Origin of the sequence: Devosia sp. 1566, from assembly GCF_004005995.1 — a bacterium.
In the GTDB taxonomy this organism is placed as follows: Bacteria; Pseudomonadota; Alphaproteobacteria; order Rhizobiales; family Devosiaceae; genus Devosia.
The window spans coordinates 2,233,836-2,257,044 of the sequence record NZ_CP034767.1 but is presented as its reverse complement, the minus strand read 5'-3'; the positions used below and the strand labels follow the sequence as shown (position 1 = coordinate 2,257,044).

23 protein-coding genes and 1 other RNA gene are annotated in these 23,209 nt (G+C 64.4%); 14 read left to right on the top strand and 10 right to left on the bottom strand.

What is annotated here, in order from left to right:
* Window positions 1-44 precede the first annotated feature (44 nt).
* A complete protein-coding gene (locus ELX51_RS10940) occupies window positions 45-506 on the top strand; it encodes a DUF3828 domain-containing protein (RefSeq protein ID WP_164854839.1) in 462 nt (153 codons plus the stop codon).
* Window positions 507-988: 482 nt separating this feature from the next.
* Here ELX51_RS10940 and ELX51_RS10935 read toward each other — a convergent pair whose 3' ends face one another.
* Window positions 989-2,821, bottom strand: coding sequence for an aminopeptidase P family protein (locus tag ELX51_RS10935; RefSeq protein ID WP_127753547.1), 1,833 nt, complete (start codon window positions 2,819-2,821; stop codon window positions 989-991).
* Window positions 2,822-3,037: 216 nt separating this feature from the next.
* Here ELX51_RS10935 and ELX51_RS20420 point away from each other — a divergent pair, with 216 nt between their 5' ends.
* Entirely contained in the window at window positions 3,038-3,169 is a 132-nt protein-coding gene (locus ELX51_RS20420) for a hypothetical protein (protein WP_282567554.1), read from the top strand.
* Window positions 3,170-3,264: 95 nt separating this feature from the next.
* On the opposite strand, the gene ELX51_RS10930 is transcribed toward ELX51_RS20420, so the two are convergent.
* The gene (locus tag ELX51_RS10930; RefSeq protein WP_127753546.1) at window positions 3,265-4,134 is read right to left on the bottom strand and encodes a 50S ribosomal protein L11 methyltransferase; all 870 of its coding nucleotides are present in this window, start codon (window positions 4,132-4,134) and stop codon (window positions 3,265-3,267) included.
* Between the two features lie 63 nt (window positions 4,135-4,197).
* Between ELX51_RS10930 and ELX51_RS10925 the strand changes: the two genes are divergently transcribed.
* On the top strand, window positions 4,198-4,515 hold the full coding sequence (locus tag ELX51_RS10925) for a putative quinol monooxygenase (protein ID WP_127753545.1): 318 nt from the start codon (window positions 4,198-4,200) through the stop codon (window positions 4,513-4,515).
* On the opposite strand, the gene ELX51_RS10920 is transcribed toward ELX51_RS10925, so the two are convergent.
* Together ELX51_RS10920 and ELX51_RS10915 are read right to left on the bottom strand one after the other, a co-directional pair.
* Window positions 4,512-4,829 (bottom strand): heavy metal-binding domain-containing protein, encoded by a 318-nt coding sequence (locus tag ELX51_RS10920; protein WP_127753544.1) that lies wholly within the window; start codon window positions 4,827-4,829, stop codon window positions 4,512-4,514. The two genes, ELX51_RS10925 and ELX51_RS10920, sit on opposite strands and share 4 nt — an antisense overlap.
* Window positions 4,830-4,834: 5 nt before the next feature.
* Window positions 4,835-7,171 carry a UvrD-helicase domain-containing protein gene (locus ELX51_RS10915; protein WP_248305095.1) on the bottom strand — a complete coding sequence of 779 codons (2,337 nt, stop codon included), beginning with the start codon at window positions 7,169-7,171 and terminating at the stop codon, window positions 4,835-4,837.
* A 310-nt stretch (window positions 7,172-7,481) separates the two neighbouring features.
* Between ELX51_RS10915 and ELX51_RS10910 the strand changes: the two genes are divergently transcribed.
* Window positions 7,482-11,132 (top strand): AsmA-like C-terminal region-containing protein, encoded by a 3,651-nt coding sequence (locus ELX51_RS10910; protein WP_127753542.1) that lies wholly within the window; start codon window positions 7,482-7,484, stop codon window positions 11,130-11,132.
* Here ELX51_RS10910 and ELX51_RS10905 read toward each other — a convergent pair.
* The 3 genes from ELX51_RS10905 to ssrA form a co-directional block, all read right to left on the bottom strand.
* The gene (locus tag ELX51_RS10905; RefSeq protein WP_206524614.1) at window positions 11,129-11,347 is read right to left on the bottom strand and encodes a ribbon-helix-helix domain-containing protein; all 219 of its coding nucleotides are present in this window, start codon (window positions 11,345-11,347) and stop codon (window positions 11,129-11,131) included. The two genes, ELX51_RS10910 and ELX51_RS10905, sit on opposite strands and share 4 nt — an antisense overlap.
* A gap of 8 nt (window positions 11,348-11,355) precedes the next feature.
* Window positions 11,356-11,844: an SspB family protein gene (locus ELX51_RS10900; RefSeq protein ID WP_127753540.1), complete on the bottom strand. Its 489-nt coding sequence runs from the start codon at window positions 11,842-11,844 to the stop codon at window positions 11,356-11,358.
* Window positions 11,845-11,950: 106 nt separating this feature from the next.
* Window positions 11,951-12,309, bottom strand: a transfer-messenger RNA (tmRNA) gene (gene ssrA, locus ELX51_RS10895).
* A 90-nt stretch (window positions 12,310-12,399) separates the two neighbouring features.
* Here ssrA and ELX51_RS10890 point away from each other — a divergent pair.
* Window positions 12,400-13,215, top strand: a complete 816-nt coding sequence (locus tag ELX51_RS10890) for a transglutaminase family protein (RefSeq protein WP_127753539.1) — start codon at window positions 12,400-12,402, stop codon at window positions 13,213-13,215.
* Here ELX51_RS10890 and ELX51_RS10885 read toward each other — a convergent pair.
* The gene (locus ELX51_RS10885) at window positions 13,212-13,412 is read right to left on the bottom strand and encodes a YdeI/OmpD-associated family protein (protein WP_127753538.1); all 201 of its coding nucleotides are present in this window, start codon (window positions 13,410-13,412) and stop codon (window positions 13,212-13,214) included. The two genes, ELX51_RS10890 and ELX51_RS10885, sit on opposite strands and share 4 nt — an antisense overlap.
* Before the next feature lie 288 nt (window positions 13,413-13,700).
* Between ELX51_RS10885 and ELX51_RS10880 the strand changes: the two genes are divergently transcribed.
* The 6 genes from ELX51_RS10880 to ELX51_RS10855 all read left to right on the top strand — a co-directional run bounded on the left by ELX51_RS10880 (window position 13,701) and on the right by ELX51_RS10855 (window position 18,924).
* Window positions 13,701-14,495 (top strand): thymidylate synthase, encoded by a 795-nt coding sequence (locus tag ELX51_RS10880; RefSeq protein WP_127753537.1) that lies wholly within the window; start codon window positions 13,701-13,703, stop codon window positions 14,493-14,495.
* 88 nt (window positions 14,496-14,583) lie between these two features.
* Window positions 14,584-15,588: a DUF4424 domain-containing protein gene (locus tag ELX51_RS10875; protein WP_127753536.1), complete on the top strand. Its 1,005-nt coding sequence runs from the start codon at window positions 14,584-14,586 to the stop codon at window positions 15,586-15,588.
* Window positions 15,585-16,064, top strand: a complete 480-nt coding sequence (locus ELX51_RS10870) for a GNAT family N-acetyltransferase (protein WP_127753535.1) — start codon at window positions 15,585-15,587, stop codon at window positions 16,062-16,064. Before ELX51_RS10875 ends, ELX51_RS10870 begins: the two co-directional genes overlap by 4 nt.
* Window positions 16,061-16,570 (top strand): dihydrofolate reductase, encoded by a 510-nt coding sequence (locus ELX51_RS10865; protein ID WP_127753534.1) that lies wholly within the window; start codon window positions 16,061-16,063, stop codon window positions 16,568-16,570. Before ELX51_RS10870 ends, ELX51_RS10865 begins: the two co-directional genes overlap by 4 nt.
* A gap of 77 nt (window positions 16,571-16,647) precedes the next feature.
* A complete protein-coding gene (gene hflK / locus ELX51_RS10860; RefSeq protein ID WP_127755255.1) occupies window positions 16,648-17,781 on the top strand; it encodes an FtsH protease activity modulator HflK in 1,134 nt (377 codons plus the stop codon).
* Between the two features lie 3 nt (window positions 17,782-17,784).
* Window positions 17,785-18,924, top strand: a complete 1,140-nt coding sequence (locus tag ELX51_RS10855; protein WP_127753533.1) for a protease modulator HflC — start codon at window positions 17,785-17,787, stop codon at window positions 18,922-18,924.
* A 71-nt stretch (window positions 18,925-18,995) separates the two neighbouring features.
* Here ELX51_RS10855 and serB read toward each other — a convergent pair whose 3' ends face one another.
* Complete coding sequence (serB, locus tag ELX51_RS10850; protein ID WP_127753532.1) at window positions 18,996-19,868, bottom strand: phosphoserine phosphatase SerB; 873 nt, start codon at window positions 19,866-19,868, stop codon at window positions 18,996-18,998.
* Window positions 19,869-19,892: 24 nt separating this feature from the next.
* Between serB and miaA the strand changes: the two genes are divergently transcribed.
* Window positions 19,893-20,777: a tRNA (adenosine(37)-N6)-dimethylallyltransferase MiaA gene (miaA, locus tag ELX51_RS10845; protein WP_127753531.1), complete on the top strand. Its 885-nt coding sequence runs from the start codon at window positions 19,893-19,895 to the stop codon at window positions 20,775-20,777.
* 58 nt (window positions 20,778-20,835) lie between these two features.
* Here miaA and ELX51_RS10840 read toward each other — a convergent pair whose 3' ends face one another.
* Window positions 20,836-22,248 carry an MATE family efflux transporter gene (locus ELX51_RS10840; RefSeq protein ID WP_127753530.1) on the bottom strand — a complete coding sequence of 471 codons (1,413 nt, stop codon included), beginning with the start codon at window positions 22,246-22,248 and terminating at the stop codon, window positions 20,836-20,838.
* 70 nt (window positions 22,249-22,318) lie between these two features.
* On the opposite strand from ELX51_RS10840, the gene ELX51_RS10835 reads away from it, so the two are divergent.
* Both ELX51_RS10835 and ELX51_RS10830 read left to right on the top strand, forming a co-directional pair.
* The gene (locus tag ELX51_RS10835; RefSeq protein WP_248305094.1) at window positions 22,319-22,702 is read left to right on the top strand and encodes a DUF423 domain-containing protein; all 384 of its coding nucleotides are present in this window, start codon (window positions 22,319-22,321) and stop codon (window positions 22,700-22,702) included.
* Window positions 22,703-22,774: 72 nt separating this feature from the next.
* The gene (locus ELX51_RS10830) at window positions 22,775-23,047 is read left to right on the top strand and encodes a glycine zipper domain-containing protein (protein ID WP_127753529.1); all 273 of its coding nucleotides are present in this window, start codon (window positions 22,775-22,777) and stop codon (window positions 23,045-23,047) included.
* The last annotated feature ends 162 nt before the right edge of the window (window positions 23,048-23,209 follow it).

Genomic DNA, 23,209 nt, shown 5'->3' with positions numbered 1-23,209 from the left:
GGCAGGCGGGGCAGGGCTCCCGCCCGGATGGGATGGAGAGCGAGATGCGCGTGATGATGCTGGCCGCCACGGCGGTTTTGGGCTTGAGTGGATGGGCGATGGCGCAGCCATTCCCAACCCCCGAGGCGCTGCTGGAGGCGTTCTACGCGCCTTATTTCTCGGGTGAGTTCGCCGAGGACGAGTCCCAGTTCCGCTCGGCGGCGTTACAGGCGCTTTACGACGCCGATGCGCAAAATACGCCGGAGGGCGAGATGGGGGCCTTGTCGTTCGACCCCTTCATCAATGGGCAGGATTTCGAGATCACTGACCTTGCCATCGGTGAAGCGGCGGTGACCGGCGACACGGCCGTGGTGGAAGTGAGCTTTGAGAACTTCGGCGAGCCGACCGAGCTGACCTATGAGCTGGTGCTGGAAGACGGCGGCTGGAAGATCGACGATGTGGCGTCCAATGATCCCGAGAACCCGTATCGGCTGAGCGAGATTTTTGCCGAGGCGCAGGGGGAGTGAGGAGGCTGGCTCCCTCGTCTTCTCGCTCTTGAGGGGGGCGCGCCTCGGCAGACTCCGAGCATGTGGGGCCGCCTGAACCCCCACCCTCGATCCCTCCCTTCAAGGGGGAGGGAAGGCTGACTAAGGGGCTGTGGACCTAGGACGCACGATCTCGGGCGTGGGCCTCCCTCCCCTTGGAGGGAGGGTTGGGGAGTGGGTCGATGGGAGGAACGCTGATCACCTTCGCCGCTCACTTCACCCGACACTTGCTTAGCGGTGAGACGGTCCTTGCGTGGGGCGGCCGCGGTGTTTCGTGCCGCGACCCCCTCCCTCGGTCCCTCCCCTCAAGGGGGAGGGAAGGCCGACTGCGGGGCTGGTGGGGGCGCCCAGATCGGTTGGGGTTGATCGTTCGTAGATCGGGGCTGGATGACCCCTTTCCCTTAATTCCTCCCCGCTAGGGGGAGGGTGTCGACTGATGAGCTGGTTTGGCCGAAGGCAGAGAATTACTCTGTGAGCGGCGCTGTGGCGGCTTCGAGCCAGGTTTTGACTTCGCCGGTGAGGTGGGGGCTGATCTCGGTGCGGACGCGGGCGTGGTAGGTGTTGAGCCAGGCGCATTCTGGGGGCAGGAGAAGGGTCTCGTCGATCAGCTGGCGATCGATCGGGACGAGGGTCAGGGTTTCGAATTCGAGAAAGCCGGGAGCTACGTCGCTGTCGCGGACTGCGAGGAGGTTTTCGATGCGGATGCCGTATTCTCCTGATTTGTAGTAGCCGGGCTCATTGGACAGCACCATGCCCGGCTCGAGCGGCAGGGTGTAGCGCGAGGAGATGCCGATGGGGCCCTCGTGCACACTGAGGGCGGCGCCCACGCCGTGGCCGGTGCCGTGATTATAGGTGACCCCGGCCTGCCACAGGAACTGGCGGGCGAGCACATCGATCTGGGCACCCGACGTGCCCTTGGGGAAGCGGGCCATGGAAATGGCGATCATCCCCTTGAGGACGCGGGTGAAGCGGTCGCGCTGTTCATCGGTGGCGGGGCCGCTGGCCATGGTGCGGGTAATGTCGGTAGTGCCCGAGAGATATTGTGCGCCCGAATCCACCAGCATGAGCTCGCCCGGTGCGAGGGTGCGGTTGGTTTTTTCGGTCACGCGGTAGTGCACGATGGCCCCATTGGGGCCGGCGCCTGAAATGGTGTCGAAGCTGGCGTCCAGGCAGGTGGGCTCCTCGCGGCGGAAGGCTTCAAGGGCGGTAACGATGGCGATCTCGGTCAGGGTGCCGGTGGGTGCACTCTGGGCGAACCAGGCGAGGAATTTGGCGAGAGCGATGCCATCGAGCTTGTGGGCTTCGCGCATGCCGGCCAGTTCCGCCTCGTTCTTACGGGACTTGGGCAGCAGCACCGGGTCACGTTTTTCGACGAGCGTGGCGCCAGCGGCTTTAAGGGCGGCTGCGACCGCTTCGGGCGCGGTGGCGGGATCTACCAGCACGCGCTTGCCGGCACCGCCAAGCGCCTCGAGCGCGGCGGGGAATTCGGCTACGGGATGGACGAGGTCGGCGAGCGGGCGGATGGCAGCCAGGCGCTCGGGCGTGAGCTTGGCGCCATCGACGTAAAGGGCGACATTGCGGTCCTTGTCGACCGTGGCATAGCCCAGCACGAAGGGCGCGTTGGGCACGTCGCTGCCGCGGATATTGAGCAGCCAGCAGATGGATTCGGGCAGGTTCAGAACGACGGCATCGGCGCCTTCGGCCTGAAGCGCCGTCGCGAGGTCCTCGAGCTTGCCGGCGCTGGATTTGCCGGTGAGATTGTCCGAGCGCAGGGTGATGGGGGCGTTGGGCGGAGCGGGACGGTCGGTCCAGATGGCGTCGACGAGGTTGGCAACCGGGCGCAGGGTGACGCGGCCCGCCAGGCGCTCGGTCAGCTCGCGGATCTCGGCGGGGGTATGGAGCCAGGGATCATAGGCCAGCACGCCATTGGCCGGCACGTAGTTGCCGATTTCGGTGCCGAGGGTGGTGCCCTGGCCGATTTCGATGACATCGACAAGGGTGGTGTCGGTCTGGGCGGGAGCCTGGAGGGTATAGCGGCTATCGATGAAAAGGGCGGCGCGCTCGGGGCCGATCACGGCGACGCCGGCAGAGCCGGTAAAGCCGGTGACATAGGCGAGGCGCGCTTCGCTTGGGGGCACCGATTCGCCGCGATGGGCATCGGCCCGCGGGATGAGGAAGCCATCGACACCGGCCTGCGACATTTGGGCCCGCAAGGCCTGGAGCCGGGGCGCGACATTGGCCGGGTCGGACTTTTCGGCAAAGCTCTGGAAGATGGCGGGCGGGAAGGTGGCGGGCATGGGAAGTCCTCGGAAGCAGGGGAGGTTTGACCCCATTGTAGCGGGGGAAGAGGCGGATGGAAAACCGGGGCGGGCCGGTAGATTAAAGTCTCGGTAACCTGGGTTGCAGGACTGGCATGGCTGGTCTGTGCCCGCTGGCCTTACCCCGGTGGGCGGTTCGGCCTAGATGGAACGCGACGATAAGATTTGTCGTCACCGTGCATGGAGTTTGCTGCAATGGCCGAGAACAAGATCGACTTCCGCAAAGCGCTGGGTTCCGTCGTGGATGCGCGCGGTCGCGAAACCAGCCGTCCGGGCAACTACCACATGCAGCACCAGCTGATCGGCGCCTTCACCAAGCGCCCCTGAAGCCGCTGTTTGGTTTTTTGCCGGACCTGATCACGAGCTGATCCGAGGATCCCCGAACCTGCGTTCGGGGATTTTGCTTTTTAGGGGGCTGCGCCTCAGCGCTTTTGCAGCATCAGGGTGGTCCATTCCTTGCGCTGCAGCTTTTGCACCAGCACCATGCCCTGGCGGGCATAGGCGACGATGACGCCGCGCGACTGATGCTCCAAAATGCCTGACAGGATGATGGAGGCGCCGGGTTCGGCAATGCGGCCCATGGCCGGCGCGAGCGCGGTGAGCGGGCCCGCGAGGATATTGGCGACGATCAGGTCATAGGGCGCGCCGGCCTGGATCGTGGGGTGGTTGAGGCCGGTGGCCTCGATGGGCACGATGAAGCGCGACACGCCATTGATGGCGGCATTTTCGGCGGTGGTGGTGACGGCGATGGGGTCGATGTCGCTGGCGATCACCGGGGTCTTGAGGCGCTTGGCCAGCGCAATGGCGAGGACGCCCGTGCCGGTGCCGACATCGAGCAGGCGCTGGGGGCGGCCGCGCTTGAGGACGCGATCAATGGCTTCAAGGCAGCCGGTGGTGGTTTCGTGGTGGCCGGTGCCGAAGGCCTGGGCAGCGTCGATCTTCATGGCGGTATAGCCATGCGGGATCGCGCCTTCATGGTGGCTGCCATAGACATAAAAGCCGCCGGCGATCACGGGGGGCAGGCCTTCAAGGGATTTGGCCACCCAGTTCACTTCGGGATCGAGCGTCGTGACGCTCCATTGTACGGCGCCGCCGAGGGTTTGCTGGGCGAGGGTGGAGAAGGCTTCGAGATCGGGCGGGGAATCGCAGACGGCTTCGAAGAACCATTCGCCCGTCGCTTCGTTCTCATGGGCAGAGGCGGTGAGCGCGAGGTCGTCGCGCTCCATCACGGCATCGACCAGCTTATAGGCGTCATCCTTGGAGAGCGGGGTGGAGAGTTGATCGACAGACATGCAGGGCTTCCAAAAGAGAGCAGGGCGATGGTGCCCTTCTAGGGGGTTGGGGAGGAAAATACCATGTACGGGTTGATCGGAAAGCTTCTGGCGGCACCGGGCAAGCGGGTGGACTTGCTGGAAATCCTGATGGAGGGCAATGCGCGGATGCCGGGGTGCCTGAGCTATGTGGTCGCCATCGATCCGGCGAGCACGGACGGGATCTGGGTCACCGAGGTGTGGGATAACAAGGATAGCCACGCCGCTTCGCTGCAGCTGCCGCGCGTGCAACAGATGATTGCGCGGGCGCGGCCGATCATTGCGGGGTTTGGCGAGCGGTTCGAAACCGAGCCGCTCGGGGGCGTGGGGCTGCTGCCGCAGACGGTGGCGGCCGAGGACTAGAGCTTGACCGCGGTGCCCGAGACCGAGACCATCAGCATCGAGCCGCTGTCGCCGACAACTTCATAGTCGATATCGACGCCCACCACGGCATCGGCGCCGAGGCGGCGGGCTTCGTCGCGCAGTTCCTCGAAGGCCTGTTCGCGCGCCTGGCGGAGGGTGGATTCATAAGCGCCCGAGCGGCCGCCGACAAAGTCGCGGATGCCGGCAAAAAGGTCCTTGAACACATTGGCGCCCACGATCACCTCGCCGGTGACAATGCCGCGATATTCGCGGATCGGGCGGCCTTCGAGCGTGGGGGTGGTGGAAACGATCATGACGGTCAGCCCTTTTTGATGAAGCTATCGAGCACTTTCTTGCGGCCCGCTTTTTCGAACTCGATGGTCAGCTTGTTGCCCTCGATATCGGTGATGAGGCCGTAGCCGAACTTAAGGTGGAAGACGCGCTCGCCGGCGGCATAGGCCGAGCTTGAGCCCAGATCCACCGAGCGGGCGACCAGTTCACCCTCGATGGTGGTGGGGCCGCCGCCCTTGCGACTGGCCTGCTGGGCGCGGGCGCGCTGCCAGCCGGGGGTCTGATAGACGCTTTCGAACGGGTCGGCCTTGTTGAAGCGCGAGCTCGCGCCCCCGCCATAGCCATAGCCGCCATAAGCGGAGCCGCGGTCGGTGACTTCAACGGCGTCGGCAGGCAGTTCGTCGATGAAGCGCGACGGGATGGCCGATTGCCAGAGGCCGTGGATGCGCCGGTTCTGGGCGGCCGAAATGCGCACGCGCTTGCGGCCGCGGGTAATGCCGACATAGCCCAGGCGCCGTTCTTCCTCGAGCCCGGCGCGACCGGATTCGTCCATGGAGCGCTGGCTGGGGAAGGTGCCATCCTCCCAGCCGGGCAGGAACACAGTGTCGAATTCGAGCCCCTTGGCGGAATGGAGGGTCATGATGGTGACCGCATCGGTCGCCTCAACGCTGTCGCGCTCCATGACGAGCGAGATGTGTTCGAGAAAACCGCCCAGGGTTTCGAACTCTTCCATGGAGCGGCTGAGTTCCTTGAGGTTTTCCTTGCGCCCGTCGGATTCGGCCGACCGGTCGGCCGCGAGCATGTCCATATAGCCGCTTTCCTCGAGGATCTGCTCGACCAGCTGGTAGGGCGGCAGGCTTTGGGAGCGATAGGCCCAATCCTCGAACTGGGTGACAAGGCTGCGCAACGTGGTGCGCTGCTTGGGCTTGAGTTCCTCGGTTTGCACCATCATGCGTGTTGCCTGGAGCAGCGGGATGCGCTGGTGGCGGGCCGCCGCGGTCAGCATGTTGACCGTGGAATCCCCAAGGCCACGCTTGGGCACGTTGATGATGCGCTCGAAGGCGAGGTCGTCGGCGGGTTGCGCGACGAGCCTGAGATAAGCGAGGGCGTCGCGGATTTCCTTGCGCTCGTAAAAGCGCGGACCGCCCACGACGCGATAGTTGAGCCCGAGGGTGATGAAGCGCTCTTCGAACTCGCGCATCTGGAAGGAGGCGCGCACGAGGATCGCCATTGAATTGAGCGGCTCACCGGCGCGCTGGTACTGCTCGATCTCCTCGCCGACCGTGCGCGCTTCTTCCTCGCTGTCGTAGACCTGAGTGAAGGACACGAGCTCGCCGCCTTCGGCAATATCGGTGTGGAGCGTCTTGCCCAGGCGGCCTTCGTTGAAGGCGATCAGGGTCGACGCGGCCTTGAGGATATTGGCGGTGGAGCGATAATTGCGCTCAAGCTTGATCACCTTGGCGCCGGGGAAATCGCTTTCAAAGCGCAGGATGTTGTCCACCTCGGCGCCACGCCAGCCATAGATGGACTGGTCGTCGTCACCCACGACACAGATATTGGCTTCGGGCGCCGGCTTGCCTTGGGCCAGCAGGCGCAGCCAGAGATATTGGGCGGTGTTGCTGTCCTGGTATTCGTCCACCAGCATGTATTTGAACTTGCGATGGTACTCGGCCAGCACTTCAGGGTTTTCGCGGAACAGGCGAATGCATTCGAGCAGCAGATCGCCGAAATCGGCCGCGTTGAGCGTCTTCAACCGGGACTGATAGTCATAGTAGAGCTTGCCGCCCTTGCCATTGGCGTAAAAGCCGCTTTCGGCAGCCGGCACGTCCTTGGGCAGCCAGCCGCGATTTTTCCAGGCGTCGAGCATGCCGGCAAACTGGCGGGCGGGCCAGCGCTTCTCATCGATATTCTCTGCGGCCAGCAACTGCTTGATCAGCCGGATCTGATCATCGGTATCGAGAATGGTGAATTGGGGCTTGAGGTCCACCAGTTCGGCATGGGCGCGCAGGATTCGCGCCGAGACCGAGTGGAACGTGCCCATCCAGGGCAGTCCATCCAGGCTGGGGACAATGTCGTGGATGCGCCGCTTCATTTCCGCGGCGGCCTTGTTGGTGAAGGTCACCGCGAGGATTTGGCTGCCCCAGGCCATGCGCTGGTTGAGGATATGGGCGATGCGCGTGGTCAGAACGCGCGTCTTGCCGGTGCCGGCGCCCGCGAGCACGAGAAGCGGGCCTTCGGTCGAGACCACCGCTTCGCGCTGTTCGGGATTGAGCCCGGACAGATAATCTGGCGCGGCGGCGCGGCGCAGCTGGCTGGTGATCGGCCCGGGGGCGGGGCGGTCATGGTCGTGAGCTTCAGCGGGCATCGAGTTGCTTTCCATCGCCGGGCGCCATCGTGCGGCGCGGCGCGAGGATTGACGAATCTTGATTTGTTCTCACCGCAATATAGGTGCGCAGGGCGCCGGTGTATAGAACGCGGCATTGTCCATCGCCGGGCAGCACGGCCTTATTGGGGCCGATTTGCCCTTTCGCGGGCCATCCTTCAGCCCTTTTACCGCCTCAGCGACAAGCAAGGCTCGCCAAAGGCGCGAATGCGCTGATATGCGGGGGCAGGCGGGGTTGCGCGAGGCGCGGGCTTGCCTAAACTCCGCTGCGAACACCGGGTGAACACGCGCCGTGCTGAATCGCATCTATATCATCATCGGTACCCTGGCGATCATCGTGCTCGCCGGCGCATTCATCGCACCCTATTTCATCCGCTGGAGCGATTATCGCGGGCGGATGGAAGAGTTGGCCACAAGCGTGCTCGGCACTCCTGTGACGGTGCGTGGCGACATCGCCTTCAGCCTGTTGCCCAATCCGCGCCTCGAATTTTCCGATGTGCTGGTGGGTTCCCCCGAGGAGCCGGCCGCGACGGTTGGCTCGGTCGAAGCTGAATTCTCGCTGATGGATTTCCTGCGGGACAACTACAATGTCACCCGGCTGGTGCTGCGCGAACCGGTGATCGACTTCACCGTGGATGAAAGCGGGTTGTTTGGCAGCGGCGTCGATGTTTCGGGTGATCGCTCGGCCGTGGCGTTGCAGCAGGCGAGCATCGTGGATGCAACGATTCGCCTGGCTGACCGGCGCGCCGGCGACAACTTCGTGCTCGACGATCTTGATGGCGAATTGCGCCTGGCGAGTTTTTCAGGGCCGTTCCAGTTTCAGGGCAATGCCGATTACGCTGATCGCCGCTATGCCTTGCGGTTCAACGCTGCGGTGCCCGAAAGCGATGGCAGCAGCCGGGTGAGCTTTTATCTCGAGCCGGTGGATCGCACCTCCTCGCTGAGCCTTGAGGGCGTGCTGCTCGGTGGCATGGCGCCCAAGCTGGATGGCCGGCTGGTATATCGACAGACCCCGCCAGCGGGCGAAAACGCCGATGCGATCCATGGCGATCTGGTGTTTGAAAGCCCCGTCAGCGGGTCTGCCGACCGGATCGTCTTGTCCGGTTACACCTTGCAGCCTGACGAGACGCGGGCGGGAACGCGGCTGACTGGCGCGGCCAGCATCCAGCTGGGCGCGCAGCGCAGTTTCGATGCTGTGATTTCGGGGGGCGTATTTGCACTGCCCCCGCGCGACGCTTCCGAAAACACTGCTGATCTGCCTTATGAACTGGTGCGGATACTGGGGGAATTGCCCGCGGCACCGGTGCCGCAGCTGCCTGGTCGGATCGGGGTTGATCTGGCAGAGGTGGGCTTGCGCGGCTTCGCCTTACGCAATTTGCGGCTCGATGCGCGCAGCGATGGCAGCGAATGGCGCATCGAGCAACTGATCGCGCGCCTGCCGGGGGAAACCGAGTTGCGCGCGCAGGGAATGGTGACGGGCGAAGGGGACCAGCCCGTGTTCACGGGCGAGCTGGCACTGACCAGCCAAAGGCTCGATGCGCTGGCGCGGCTGTGGCGCAAGCCAGCCGAAGACAATCCGCTGTTCAACCAGCCGGGCTCGCTCGCGGCCCGGGTGATCCTGGGTCCCGACGCGTTGGGGCTGACCGGAGGGCGGCTGACCCTGGACGGGCAGGTGCATGGGCTCGAAATGCGGATCGGGTTCGGCGAGGAACCGCGGCTCGACGTGGTGGCGCAGCTGGGTGAGCTCGGTGGCCAGGGCAGCGCGATTTTGGCGGCGCTGCTGCCGGGCATCGGCAATGAACCGCAATTCGGCAACAGCTTTCCCGAAGGCAGTTTTGCCGTGAATGCCCGCAGCGCCGAAGTGCTGGGGCAGGCGGGACGCGATCTGCAGGCGCAAGGCGAGTGGTCGCCAGGGCAATTGCGGCTGGAGCGGCTCGCGGCAGCTGACCTGGGGGGCGTGGGGCTGGATGCCCAATTGCAGCTGGCAGGGAGTTTGACGGAACCGATGATCAGCGGGAATGGCAGCGTGCAGATTGCGGCGGCCGATGCGCCGGCGCTGCGTGCCGTTTACGACCTGCTGGCGGTGCCGGAGGGTTGGCGGCAATGGCTGGCGGGTTCGGCCCCCGCTGATCTGCGCTTCGATCTGGCGGAGCCCGTCGAAGGGGGCGCGCAATCGCTGACCCTGGACGGCACGCTCGGGACGGCGGCGCTGCATGGGCGGGCGGAATTGTCGGGTGGGCTCAACGGGGCGCTGTCGGCGCCAGTGCGCCTGCAAGCCAATCTCGAAAGCACGGATACCGAGGCGCTGACGCGGCAGCTGGGGCTCGGTGATGCGGTGGTGTTCAGCGGCAGCGGCTCGGCACTGGTGGTGGCAGGGCTGCAGGGCAACGCCGAGAACGGCTTTACCCTTGGGCTCAATGCGAGCCTGGGCGAGGAACGCGTGAGCTTCAACGGTGATGTCGCGCTGGGCGACACGGGCGAGTTGCTGGGCGATGGGCGCATCGAGCTCGCGCTCGAGGATGCCAGTGGGCTGGCGCAGGTGGTGGGCGCCGATGCGGTGAGTCTGCCGGGCGTAAGTGTCGGGGCGCAATTGCGGTTCGAAGGCGAGCGCGTGGTGGCCCTGAGCGACATCGGCGGCCAGGCTGGGAACGCCGGCTTTTCGGGCACGCTGACGCGGACACGAACAGGCGATGCGGCGGCGCTGGAGGGGGAGCTGACCCTCGAGGCGGCGAGCGTTGAGGGGATTGCGGCGACGGTGTTTGGACCGGCGGCGCTGGTGGGGGCGGATAGCGCCTGGCCCGAAGGGCCGATCAGTGCGGGCTCTGGTGGGCGCGGGACGCGGGGCTCGGTGCGGGTCACCGCGGAGGCCATTTCTGCCGGGGGTGCCCCGTTGCTGCGCGATGCGGGCTGGGAGCTGGCCTGGGACGACAACCGTTTGCGCCTGGCGGGCTTTACGGCGCGCGCGGGGAATGGCGAAGTGCGGCTCGATGGCGCGGTGTGTTGCTCGGGGGCGCTGGCCGACAAGACCGTCACCGGGCGATTGTCGGTGGCGGGGGTTGACCTGGCTGGCCTGGCGCCGGCCGGGCTGGCATCAGTGCTCGGTGGCAGGCTCGATGGCGGCGTGCAGTTCGAGGGCACGGGTGCGAGCCTGGCCGGGGTTGCGGAAAGCCTGGCGGGCGAGGGCAATTTCACCCTTGCCGATTTCACTGCGGCCGGACTCGACCCCGATGTGTTCGGCACTGTGGCAGGGCTCGAGGATGTGCTGGAGACGCCGCCCGAAACGCTGACGACGCTGATGGGGATCGCGCTGGGCGAGGGGCCGTTCCGGGCGCCCAGCGTCACTGGCGCATTCACCATTGCGGGCGGGGTGGTCCGGCTGGGCAATCTCCTCGCGGAAAACCCGACGGCGCGGCTGGCGGGCAGCGTTGACCTTGATCTGCGCACGCTGGCGCTGCAGGGGCGGTTTGCACTCACGCCGAAGGGCTTTGTTGATCCGCAGGGGCTGGTGCGCGACGACACCAGCCAGATCTTTACCGCGATCGCGGGGACAATCGGGGCGCCGGAAGTGCGGCTTGACCTCGAGCCGATGGTAGGCGCGATCCAGGTGCGGGCCAATGAGATCGAGGTGGACCGGCTCGAAGCCTTGCGCATCGAGGATGCCGAGCGGCAGCGTGCGGCGGCAGAAGCGCGCAACAGGCTGATCGAGCAGCAGCGCCAGCAACGGGCCGCCGAGGAAGCGGCGCGCCTGGCCGAGGAAGCAGCGGAAGCGGAGCGGCTGGCTGAAGAAGAGGCCGAGCGGCAGCGCCTTAAAGCCGAAGCAGAGGCAGAGGCAGAGGCGGCGCAGGAGCCTGTTGAGGAGGAGCCACCGGCTTTGCCGCAAGGGCCGCTCAATCTCGAGTTTACGCCGCTGCAGGTGCTGCCGGGCGCGAGTTTCGGCCGCTAATCGGTAGCCGGAATGCGCTCCTGCAGCCACGCCAGGGCGGCGAGACGCAAGGCCGAAGACAAATTGGTGGTGTGGCGGGTTTCGTCGACCGATTTGACGAGCCCGGCAAGGCTTTGCCCGGATTGTGCGGCCATCTGCTCGAGCACCGCCCAGAACTCGGGTTCAAGCGCGATGCTGGTGCGGTGGCCGGCAATGGACAGGGAGCGCTTCTGCACCGCCCCAATCAGGGCTTCTTGCGGAAGGCGTCGAGGCTGATGACCTTTTCGCCCGTGGCTTCGCCGTCGGCGGCGGGCTGATCAGTGGCAGCCGTTTCCCGCGCCTCGGCAATCTCGTCGGCCGTGGCACCGGCGGGTGCCGTCGTGGGATCGAAGTTGAGGCCAAACTGCACGGAGGGGTCGAAGAACCCCTTTATCGCGGCAAAGGGAATGACGAGCAGTTCGGGCTGGCCATCAAAACTCAGGCCGACCTCGAAGCCGGTTTCGGTGACCTTGAGGTCCCAATACTGGTTCTGGATGACGATGGTCATTTCCTTGTCGTACTGCGCCAGGAGCTTTTCGCTCAGGCGCACGCCGGGGGCGCGAGTGACAAAGGAGATAAAGAAGTGATGATCGCCTGGCAGGCCGGTCTTGGCCACTTCTGCCAGGACTTTGCGCACGACGCCGCGCAGTGCCTCCTGGGCGAGAATGTCGTAGCGCAGGTGATCTTCGGCCATATCGATAGTTTCCGGCTGGTGTCGATTCAGAACGGCCCATATCAGCCTCACGTTCCCTGAGAATTCAAGGACAAAGGCAAAAGCTGCGGCGATAAGCGGGGAGGGAAGTGCAGGCTTCTGTTGCCAGGTGCCTGCGGACCCCGCCTGTCAGCCGGCTAGGGCTGGAGGACTTAGATTCCCAGTACTAGCGCTGCTTACGCAGCGAGAGCGACTGGAGCCTTATGGTTGTCATTTGCAACTATAAGTTTTGGACCGATAACGGTGGTACCTCACCGAGCGAAAACACACCCTTTACGCCCTCGTCGATCCTGTTTCGCCCCCATTGGCTACTCTCGCGGGGAGGGTAGATGGTGGAGGCGCCGGGTACTGCCCCCGGGTCCGAAAGGTTTATTACGATGGCAGTTTATCGCCATAGCTCTTGCGAGCACGACATATATAGGACGCGCTCCCGCCCGATGCAAATGGCTTGATGGAAAAAGGCTGCAACATCCGCAGGCCTTGGTGTTTGCGCGGGCCTGTGTCACACTGGTGCGGCAAAAGCCCGGAGTGCAGACGATGCAGATCAAGGCCGGCTTCACCCTCAGCTACCAGTGTCCCCAACCTACGCCCATGCTGCTTTGCCTGCATGTGCATCCATCACGCCGGGCCGATTTGCTGAGCGAGCAGATTCTGGTGTTTTCACGGCCGGTGGACGCATGGGACTACCTTGATGGCTTTGGCAATTCCTGCACCAGGATCGTTGCCCCGGCGGGGCAGCTGACCATTTCAACCGAGTTCTGGGTGTTCGATACCGGCTTGCCCGATGTGGTGCCTGCCACTGCACATCAGCACGCAATCGAGGAATTGCCGGACGAAGCGCTCGTCTACCTCTTGGGTTCGCGCTATTGCGAAACCGATTTGCTGACGCCGGTGGCTTGGGAGTTGTTCGGCGCTACCGAGCCAGGCTGGCCGCGGGTGCAGGCAATCCTGGATTGGGTGCACAACCATATCCGGTTTGATTACGGGCAGGCCGACCGCACGCGCAGCGCTTTCGGCGCGTATCAGGGGCATGTGGGCGTGTGCCGCGATTTTGCGCATCTGGCGCTCACTCTTTGCCGCTGCATGAATATACCGGCGCGCTATTGCACGGGCTATCTGGGCGATATCGGGGTTCCGCCCAATCCGGCGCCGATGGATTTTTCCGCGTGGTTCGAGGTGTACCTGGGCGGGCACTGGTACACCGCCGATGCGCGGCACAATACGCCCCGGATCGGGCGCGTGCTGATGGGGATCGGCCGCGATGCCACCGATGTGGCGCTGTCGACCCAGTTCGGGCCGGGCACCCTGTCGGGCTTCGAGGTGGTGACCGAACAGGTGCAGCCGGCGGTCTAGCCATTCCAGCGCATCCCCATGTAAACGCCGCCGCGTTCGAGTTCGTCGAGCATCTGCTCGAGGTGCTTTTGCTTGGTTTCGGGACGCTTCACCTTGTTGATCCACAGCAGGTAGTCGTTCCGCTGATAGGGCGGGCGGGCGTCGTATTTGTCCCGCAAGCCCCGTTGCTCCAGAGCTTCGCGGACAAACTCGGGCATCTCCTCGCGCGCCCGTAAAGGACGCAGCCTTGGGCTCACCGTGCCATTTCCTTCTGCTCGCCCGCTGGCCTTTGAAAAGGCGCGGGGAGGCGCAGGCTTGAAGCGATAACAGGGATGGCCATGGCGCTGCTCCTTTCAGCCAATGCTAGACCGAGACTGCTGACACGCAAAGACAGCAGCAGCGGCGGTACTAGGCTACTCCCGCCGCTCCGCCAAAGGGCAGAAGCTCCCGGGGAAAAGTGAGGCGACGGGCAGGCGCGCCGCCCCGGAATCGGCTAGGCTGGGGGCATGCAGCCTTATCTCAAGCTTTTATCCGACATCCTCGAGCACGGCGTCGACAAGGGCGACCGGACCGGCACTGGCACGCGCTCGCTGTTCGGCTACCAGATGCGGTTCAACCTGGCGGAGGGCTTTCCGCTCGTCACCACCAAGAAGCTGCATCTCAAATCCATCATCTATGAGCTGCTGTGGTTCATCCGCGGCGATACCAATGTACGCTGGCTGCAGGAGCACGGGGTCAAGATTTGGGACGAGTGGGCCGACGAGAACGGCGATCTCGGTCCGGTTTACGGCTCGCAATGGCGCAGCTGGCCGGCGCCCGATGGGCGCAAGATCGACCAGCTCGGCGCCGTCATCGAATCCATCCGCACCAAGCCCGATTCCCGGCGCCATATCGTTTCGGCCTGGAACCCGGCTGAAGTGGATGAGATGGCCTTGCCGCCCTGCCACTGCTTGTTCCAGTTCTATGTGGCCAATGGCAAATTGAGCTGCCAGCTGTATCAGCGCTCGGCGGACACGTTTTTGGGCGTGCCGTTCAACATCGCCTCCTATGCCTTGCTGACCCATATGGTGGCGCAGGTTACGGGGCTCGAGGTGGGAGATTTCGTGCACACCTTTGGCGATGTGCATCTTTATTCCAACCATTTGGAGCAGGCGCAGCTACAGCTGACGCGTGAGCCGCGGCCATTGCCGACCCTGACGCTGAACCCGGCGGTGACCCGGATCGAGGACTTCCGCTTCGAGGATGTGACGATCAGTGGCTACGATCCGCATCCGCATATCAAAGCGGCCGTTGCCGTATAGGGGCTCCTTCCCCCGCTGCGCGTGACGGGCTAGGGTGCGTTTATCGGGGTGCGGGGGCGTGGCCGTCCCCGGCAAAGAGGGGTCTGCGATGCGCTGGATTGGCATTGTTTGTTGGGTGGCGGCGACGGCCCCGGCGCTGGCCAATGACACCTCGGCGGTGATCGGCGCGGGTGGGCTGGAGTTCGTGTCCAACAATTCCATCGCCATGGCGAGCGAAGAGCTGTTCATCTCGGCCGAGGAGATTCGGGTCGTTTACCAGTTCCGCAATGATGGGGATGTCGACCAGGATGTGCTGGTGGCCTTTCCCATGCCCGATATTGCGGCTGACCCGTGGTCGCCGGTAGCCTTTCCCGATGGTCCCGAAGACAACCCGTTCCGCTTCGAAACGACGTTCGATGGGGTGCCGGTCGAGGCGGAGCTGCATGAATATGCCTTTGCGGCGGGGGTGGATCGTACCGACTATTTGCGCAAGCGGGGAATTCCCTTGCTGCCCTTCGGGGAGACGGCTACCGAAGCGGTAGACGAGCTCGACGAGGCGACGACTGCCGAAATGTTGCATCTCGGGCTCCTGGTCCCGGACGAGTTCGATGCGGGCAAAGGGTGGGAGCTGCATCATCGGCCATACTGGACCTGGCGGGCGGCTTATACCTGGGAAGCCACTTTCCCCGCGCGGGCGACCGTTGAGGTCGTGCATCGCTACAAGCCTAGCGTCGGCGGGACGGCAGGGATCAGCTTTCTCAACGAGGCGGGTGGCAACTACAACCCTGCCGCGGAATATGAGCGCAAATATTGTGTAGACGAGGCCTTCCGCAATGCGGTGCTCAAGACCGCCAAGCCCGGCGAGCCCTGGACGGCACCCTTCACCGAAAGGTGGATTTCCTACATTGTTTCGACCGGTTCCAACTGGGCCGGCGGAGCGATCGAGCGGTTCCGGCTTGTGGTCGACAAGGGCGCGCCCGAAAACCTGGTGTCGTTCTGCGGCACCGATGTGCGCAAGATCGGGCCAACCACCTTCGAGATGGAAGCAAGCAATTACTGGCCGCAGCGCGAGCTTGATATCCTGATCCTGCAGCGCCATGAGGCGCAGCCGTGAGCCTGCGCATCCGGCCGGCCGCCCCGGCTGATGCAGCATTGGTGCTCGGGTTCATCAAGGATCTGGCGCGCTACGAAAAGCTCGAGCACGAGGTGGTTGCCACCGAAGCGGACATTGCGCGCGACCTTTTTGGTGCCAATCCGCGGGTGTTCTGCGAGGTTGCCGAATGGGACGGCAAGCCGGCGGGGTTCGCGCTCTGGTTTTACACTTATTCGACCTTCCAGGGCCGACACGGCATCTGGCTCGAAGATCTGTTCGTGGATCCGGCGTTGCGGGGGAAGGGTCTTGGCAAGGCGCTGTTGCGCCACCTGGCGCAGCGCTGTGTCGCCGAGAAGCTAGGCCGGCTGGAATGGTGGGTGCTGGACTGGAACCAGCCTTCGATTGATTTTTACCTGGGGCAGGGTGGCGTGATGCAGGATGAATGGACCAAGGTGCGGGTGGATGGCGAGGCTTTGGCCAGGTTGGGCCAGCCATGAGCGCCCAGATCGCAATGATTGCCGCCGTGGCGCGCAATGGGGTGATCGGCAGCGCCCAGACCATTCCCTGGCGCATTCCATCGGACTTTGCCTATTTCCGCGACAGCACGATGGGCAAGCCGATCGTGATGGGCCGCAAGCAATATGACACAGTGGGCCGGCCGCTGCCGGGGCGGACCAATATTGTCATCACGCGCCGGCAGGACTTTGGGCCACCCGGCGTGATTGTGGTGCCAACTCTTGAAGCCGCGTTGACCAAGGCAGCCGAGATTGCTGGCGCCGACGACGTCGATGAGATCATGGTGATCGGAGGCGGGGAAATCTATCGCCAGCTGATGGACCGCGCCGATCGGCTTTACATCAGCCATGTCGAGCTGGAGCCGGAGGGGGATATATTGTTTCCCCCGATCGATCCCGATGTTTGGGTGGTGGTGGATGAACCCGATATCGCCCCATCGGCCGATGACGAGGCCGCCTACCGCGTCAAAGTGTACGCCCGTCGTTAAGGGCGCGCTCATTGATCGGTTCCCTGTGCCTGCCTATATAGGTCGGCAAGTAAACGACGATGGCTGAAAGGATTATGATGCCCTGGGAGAGTAATGGAGGCGGGGGTGGCCGCAATAATGGCGGCCCGTGGGGACAAGCCCCCGGTGGCGGTGGTGGTGGCGGCGGTCCACGTCGGCCAGGCAACACGCCAAACCTTGAAGATATACTCAACCGCGGACGTGACCGGTTCCAGGGTGGTTTGCCCGGCGGACGCTGGGCAATTATCGGCGGTGTTGTGCTGGTGATCGGCTTTTGGGCGCTGAACTCCATCTATACTGTTGATCCGCAGGAAGTGGGCGTTGAACTACGGTTCGGTGCCCCCAAGCCAGAATTGTCCAATCCAGGGCTGCATTTCCATCTGTGGCCGATCGAAACCGTTGAACGCGTCACGGTTACCGAGAACCAGACCGATATTGGCAGCGCCAGCGGCTCGGGTGCTAGCGGTTCGGGCTCACGCACGGGCGGCGATGATGGGCTGATGCTTTCGGGCGACCAGAACATCGTCGATGTGCGCTTTTCAGTGCTGTGGTCGGTTTCGAGCCCGATCGACTATCTGTTCAATGTGCGTGACCCCGAAGACATGGTCCGCAATGCCGGCGAAAGCGCGATGCGCGAAGTGGTGGGCCGTCGTCCGGCCCAGGACATTTTCCGCGACGACCGTGCCGGTATTGCCATTGAAGTGCAGGAGATCACCCAAGCCATTCTCGACAGCTACGGCATTGGCGTTCGCGTCGGCCGGATCTCGATCGAGAATGCCGCGCCGCCGGCCGAAGTGGCCGATGCCTTCAACGAAGTGCAGCGTGCCGAGCAGGACGAAGACCGCCTGCAGGAAGAAGCCCGTTCCTATGCCAACACCCTTCTCGGCGATGCCCGAGGCCGGGCCGCGGCGCTGCGGGAAGATGCGGCCGCGTACACCAACCGCGTGGTGCAGGAAGCAACCGGTGAGGCACAGCGCTTCAACGCGATCTACGCCGAATATGTCAATGCGCCCGAAGTGACGCGCAAGCGCCTGTTCCTTGAAACCATGGAAGAAGTGCTGGGCGGCTCCGACAAGGTGCTGATGGAAAGCGGGGCCGGCGGCCAGGGCGTGGTGCCATATCTGCCATTGCCTGAGCTGCGTACGCGCAGCACTGCACCGACCACTCCTCCCACCACGACGAGCGGGAACTAAGCCATGCAAAACCGTTTGATTGTCATCGGCGTTGCCGTCGTTCTCGCGCTTTATGTGTTGTTCTCGTCGATCTATGTGGTCAATGAGCGCGACCAGGCTATCGTGATGCGCTTTGGCCAGATCACCGATATCCGCACCGAACCGGGCATCTATTTCAAGATCCCGACCGATATCGTGGATAGCGTGCAGATCATCGAAGATCGGCTGCTGCGCCAGGATATTGCTGACATGACCGTGCAGGTTTCGGGCGGCGCCTTTTACGAGGTGGATGCGTTCCTGACCTACCGGATCACCGATCCGCGCCTGTTCCGTGAACGTGCGCTGGGCCAGTTGCAGGTTGCCGAAAGCCGTATCGCCACCCGCTTCGATGCAGCGCTGCGCCAGGTTTATGGCTTGCGTGAATTCAATGCGGCGCTGTCCGAACAGCGCCCGCAGATGATGCGGGAAGCCCGTGACCTGATCCGTCCCGATATGGCGGAGCTGGGCATCGAAGTGGTTGATGTGCGTATCCTGCGCACCGACCTTGCCGCTGAAGTGTCCGAGCGGACCTATGAGCGGATGCGCGCCGAGCGTTTGGCGGAGGCCGCATTGCTGCGGGCTCGCGGCCAGGAGCAGGCCCAGTCGCTGCGCGCCATTGCCGATCGTCAGGCCGTGGAAATCGTGGCCGCTGCAACGCGTGACGCCGAGATCATCCGTGGTACGGGTGACGCCGACCGGAACCGGATCTTTGCTGCCGCCTATGGGCAGGATCCCGAGTTCTTCGAGTTCTATCGCTCGATGGAATCGTACCGGACGGCGCTGTCCAATACGGGCACGACGATGGTGCTGTCGCCCGAAAGCGAGTTCTTCCGGTATTTCGGCTCGAATGGCGAATTGCCGGCAGCCAATCCGAACCTTGCGCCCCCGATTGCACCGGTACCGGTTCCGGCCGTGCCGACCAGCGAGGGCCCAGCCCTTGATGGCCTCGGGATCGAGGATGCCACTACGCCCAGCCTGACGCTGGACGATGGCTCCGAGCTGGCACCGACCGTGGGCACGGATGTGCCGCCGCCAGTGGAAGGCGAGACCGCCCCTGCGGCAGCGCCCGCCCCCGAAGCACCGGCGGCTCCGGCTCCGGCTCCCGCTGCGGCTCCGACGCCCTAAGCGGCACCGGATAGCGAAACGAAAACCCCCGCCAGCGGCGGGGGTTTTTTGTTGGGCAGGTGGCGGGCGGGTTAGCGTACGATGTCCTCGTCGGTATAGCCCTGCAGATAGAGGAGGGCGGTGAGATCGCCATGATCGATCCGCACGCCCGCTTCGGCCGCAACGGCGGGCTTGGCGTGGATGGCGACGCCCATGCCAGCGGCGCGGATCATGTCGAGATCATTGGCGCCATCGCCGACAGCCATGGTCTGGCTGAGGGAGAGCCCACGCTCGGCGGCGAGGGCTTCGAGCTTGGTGCGCTTGGTGTCCTTGTCGACAATGGGCTTTTGCACCGTGCCGGTGAGGCGGTCGCCATCGAACTCCAGGACATTGGCGAGCACTTCATTGAAGCCGATGCGCTTGCCGAAATGATCGGCAAAGATGGTGAAGCCGCCTGAGACAAGGGCGGTATAGGCGCCATAGGCTTTCATGGTTTGCACAAGGGCGCGGCCGCCGGGGGCGAGGGTGATGGCTTCGCGCCGGACCTCTTCGATGACCTTGCGCTCGAGCCCCTTCAGCAAGGCGACGCGGGTGTCGAGCGCCTGGGCAAAATCGAGTTCGCCGCGCATGGCGCGCTCGGTGATTTCGGCGACCTGGGGCTTGATGCCGAGGGCGGCTGCGAGCTCGTCGATGCATTCCTCGTTGATCATGGTGGAATCCATGTCGGCGAGAAGGATCTGCTTGCGGCGGCCTTGGGTGGGGACGAGGGCGGCATCGACGGCGTGGGTGCCGATGACGGCGCGAGCGACTTCCAGCGCTTCGGTTGACTTTGGCTCGATGATCTCGCAGGCAATGCCGTGATTGAGCCAGTTGAGCTCGCCTCCGGTTTGACGCAGGACGGCTTCTGCCAAGCTTGGATCGAGTTCGGAGTCGGCGGGATTGGCGATAAGGCAAAGAACCGGCATGGCTGGTATCGAACTCGGGGAGGGATGGGAGTGAAGGGCCGTAGGCGCGCCGTTTTGATAGCGGGTCCAACCGCGAGCGGCAAGTCGGCCTTGGCGCTCGAGCTTGCCCGGGCGCAGGGGGGCGTGATCATCAATACCGATGCCATGCAGGTCTATGACACCTTGCGGGTGGTGACGGCCCGTCCGAGCGCCGATGAGGAGGCACTGGCGGAGCATCGGCTCTATGGCGTGGTGCCGGCGCGGGTCCGGTTTTCCACCGGCCAGTGGCTGGGAGCGGTGCGGCAAGTGACAGAGGAAATCGATCCGGAGCGGGCGCTGTTTTTTGTGGGCGGCACAGGGCTTTACTTCGATGCGCTGCTGAATGGATTCGCCGATATTCCCCCGATTGCGGCCGAACTGGTGCTTCAAGTTCAACAAGAGATTCAAGCGCTCGACGCCGCCGGAAGGCTCGCTTTGCTGGAGGCAGAGGATCCGGTGAGTGCGGCCCGGCTCGGGGTGGCCGATCCGCAGCGGCTGACGCGGGCGCTGGCGGTCAAGCGCGCGACGGGGCGGACCTTGTCGAGCTTTCAGGATGCGCCGCAGGCGGCGCTGCTCGGTGGGTTTGAAGTGGAGCGCATGGTGCTTGATCCGGACCGGCAGGTGTTGCGCGAGCGCATTGCGCGCCGGTTTGCGGCGATGTTCGAGAGCGGGGCAGTGGAAGAAGTGCAGGCGCTGCGTGCCCAGGAGCTCGACCCTTCCTTGCCGGTGATGAAGGCTATCGGGGTGCCCGAGATCGGCGACTGGCTCGAGGGCCGCAGCAGCAAGGAAGAGGCGGTGCGGCTGGCGACGATCGCCACCCAGCAATATGCCAAGCGGCAACGGACCTGGTTTCGCAACCGCTTCGCCGATTGGCCGCGTCGCGCCAGTTAAGGTCGCCAGCACGCCGGAGCGTGGGGCGGGGCGCCAGCACGCTGCGCGTGCAGCGGATCTAGCGGGGACGCAAGAGCCCTAGTCGTTCGCGCATGGCAAAGCGGGCAACCAGAACCACCGCCACAAAGCCAAGCCCCACGGCCAAGCCGATCCAGATGCCGACCCCGCGCATGTCAAAGGTGAAACCAAGAAGATAGGCCACTGGCATGCCGACCAGCCAATAGCCGATGATGGCCACAACCATGGGGATTTTGGTGTCGCTAAGGCCACGCAGTGCGTGCGCCGCCACGACCTGGGCGCCATCGACGATCTGGAACAAGCCGGCGACCGCGACGAAGCTGGCGGCAAGGGCAAGCGCATTGTGGTTGGCCGGCTGGTCAGGGTCGAGGAAGATGGTGACAATAGCGGGGCCAAACGCCAGGAAAACGAGGGCCGAGCAGGCCATGAAGCCGGTGCCAAGGCCAAAGGCAGTCCAGCCTGAGCGAGCGATGCCAATGGGGTCGCCGCGACCGAAGGCATGACCGACCCGGACGGTGGCGGCGGTGCCGAGGCCCAGCGGCACCATGAAAGCCGTGGAAGCGCATTGCAGGGCAATGGCGTGGGCGGCGACTTCATCAGTGCCGAGCCGGCCCATCAGCAAGGCGCTGGCCGTGAAGAGGCCCACTTCGGCCAGGACGGTGATGCCGATCGGCGTGCCGACGCGGAAAATCTGCCCGAGGCGCTTCCAGTCCGCGGCCCAAAGGCGATGCAGCAGATGCAGGCGGCGGAAGCGGCGGTGGCGCAGCACAAAGATCGCCATGGCGGTGAACATGACGATATTGGTCAAAAGGGTTGCAAGGGCAGCGCCGCGCAGCTCCAGCCGCGGCAAGCCCCAATTGCCAAAGATCAGGCCATAGTTGGCGAGGGCGTTGACCACGACCCCGCCAACGGTGATCAGCAGCACGACGCGCGTGGCATCAAACGCGGCGAGCAGCGAGCGGAACGCGACAATGCCAAGGGCGGGAAACAGCAGCCAGATGGCCACATGGATGTATTCTTCGGCAAGAAGCGTTGCCGCGGGATCTTGCCCCAACAAGGCAAAGACCGGCCGGATCTGCCAGATAATGGGCGTGAGCACGAGGGCCAGAATAGCCGCGGCCCACAGGCCCTGGCGCACGATATGGCGGATGGAGCGGGTGTCACGGGCGCCGCGCGCCTGGGCCACGAGGGGCGCTACCGCGCCAACCAGACCGATACCGCCAACGAGAAAAGGCATCAGGAAAGTCGTCGCAAGGGTACCAGCCGCCAGCTGGCTCGGACCCAGCCAGCCCAGCATGATGACATCGGTGGTCGCAAGCGCGTTTTGCGCCAGCTGTGCGATCACCAGCGGCCAGGCGAGGGCAAAGGTGGCGCGCAGTTCGGCAATCCAGCTGACGCGCACGGGCTCAGGTGCAGCGGTGGCGTTGGCCACAACCGTGATTTGCTCGCTCATGTGATTTCGTCCTACTCGCGGGCGCATGCTCTAGCCCATCACAGGATGAGGTGAAAGAGCGGAGAGGGAAATGACGATGGTGCAAGGTGGCGTTCTGGCGCGGTTATTGTTGGCGGGGGCTGGAGTTGTAGGAGCGATTGGCGTTGCTGCGGCTGCGGGTGCCTCGCATGCTGGCGGGTCCCGCAACATCGAGGCAATCGCTGCGGTGTGCCTCGCCCATGGCCCCGCGCTGCTGGCGCTTGGGCTGGCGGGGCGCGGGCGAATCCTGGGTGCGGCGGGAGCATTGCTGGCCATGGGCACGGGCCTGTTTGTGCTGGACCTGGGCGTGCGGGAATGGCTGGGGCAGGGCGCCTTTCCCGGCGCGGCACCGATGGGCGGGATCGGAATGATCGGCGGCTGGGTCGCGATCAGCCTTGCCGCACTGGCGCGTAGGGCGCCGGAAGAAAAAATCTAGGAATGCAGATTTGTGCGGAACCAATCACTCAATCGTGCATTTGCTCCTCCGATAGTACCTGGAGGGTTTTCCATGCATAAGTTTCTGATCATCGCCGCTACCACCCTGTCGCTGGCTGCGTGCACTGCCACACAAGAGGGTGCTGCTGTCGGCGCAGGCGTAGGCGCTGTTACCGGCGCTGTTGCCACCGGTAGCGTTGCCGGTGCGGCTGTCGGCGCAGGCATTGGCGGCGTGGTCGGCGCAGCCGCCGGCAATGTCCTCGGTCGTGTCGACGGCGACAACAATATGTGCTGGTACGAAAACCGCAATGGCGGCCGGTACAAGGACGTTTGCCCACGCGGCTAAACAGGTCGCCGCATCGCCCCATGCGGCGCGCGCCCCTCGGGGCGCCAACACTCGGTCCGGAGTCCCTCCCGGGCCGAGTGTCTTTGTTTATGAAGGACTTGAAATTTGTTTGCGGGCGCGGCATATTTCACAACATACGTTACACTCGTCTTGCGCTAATCC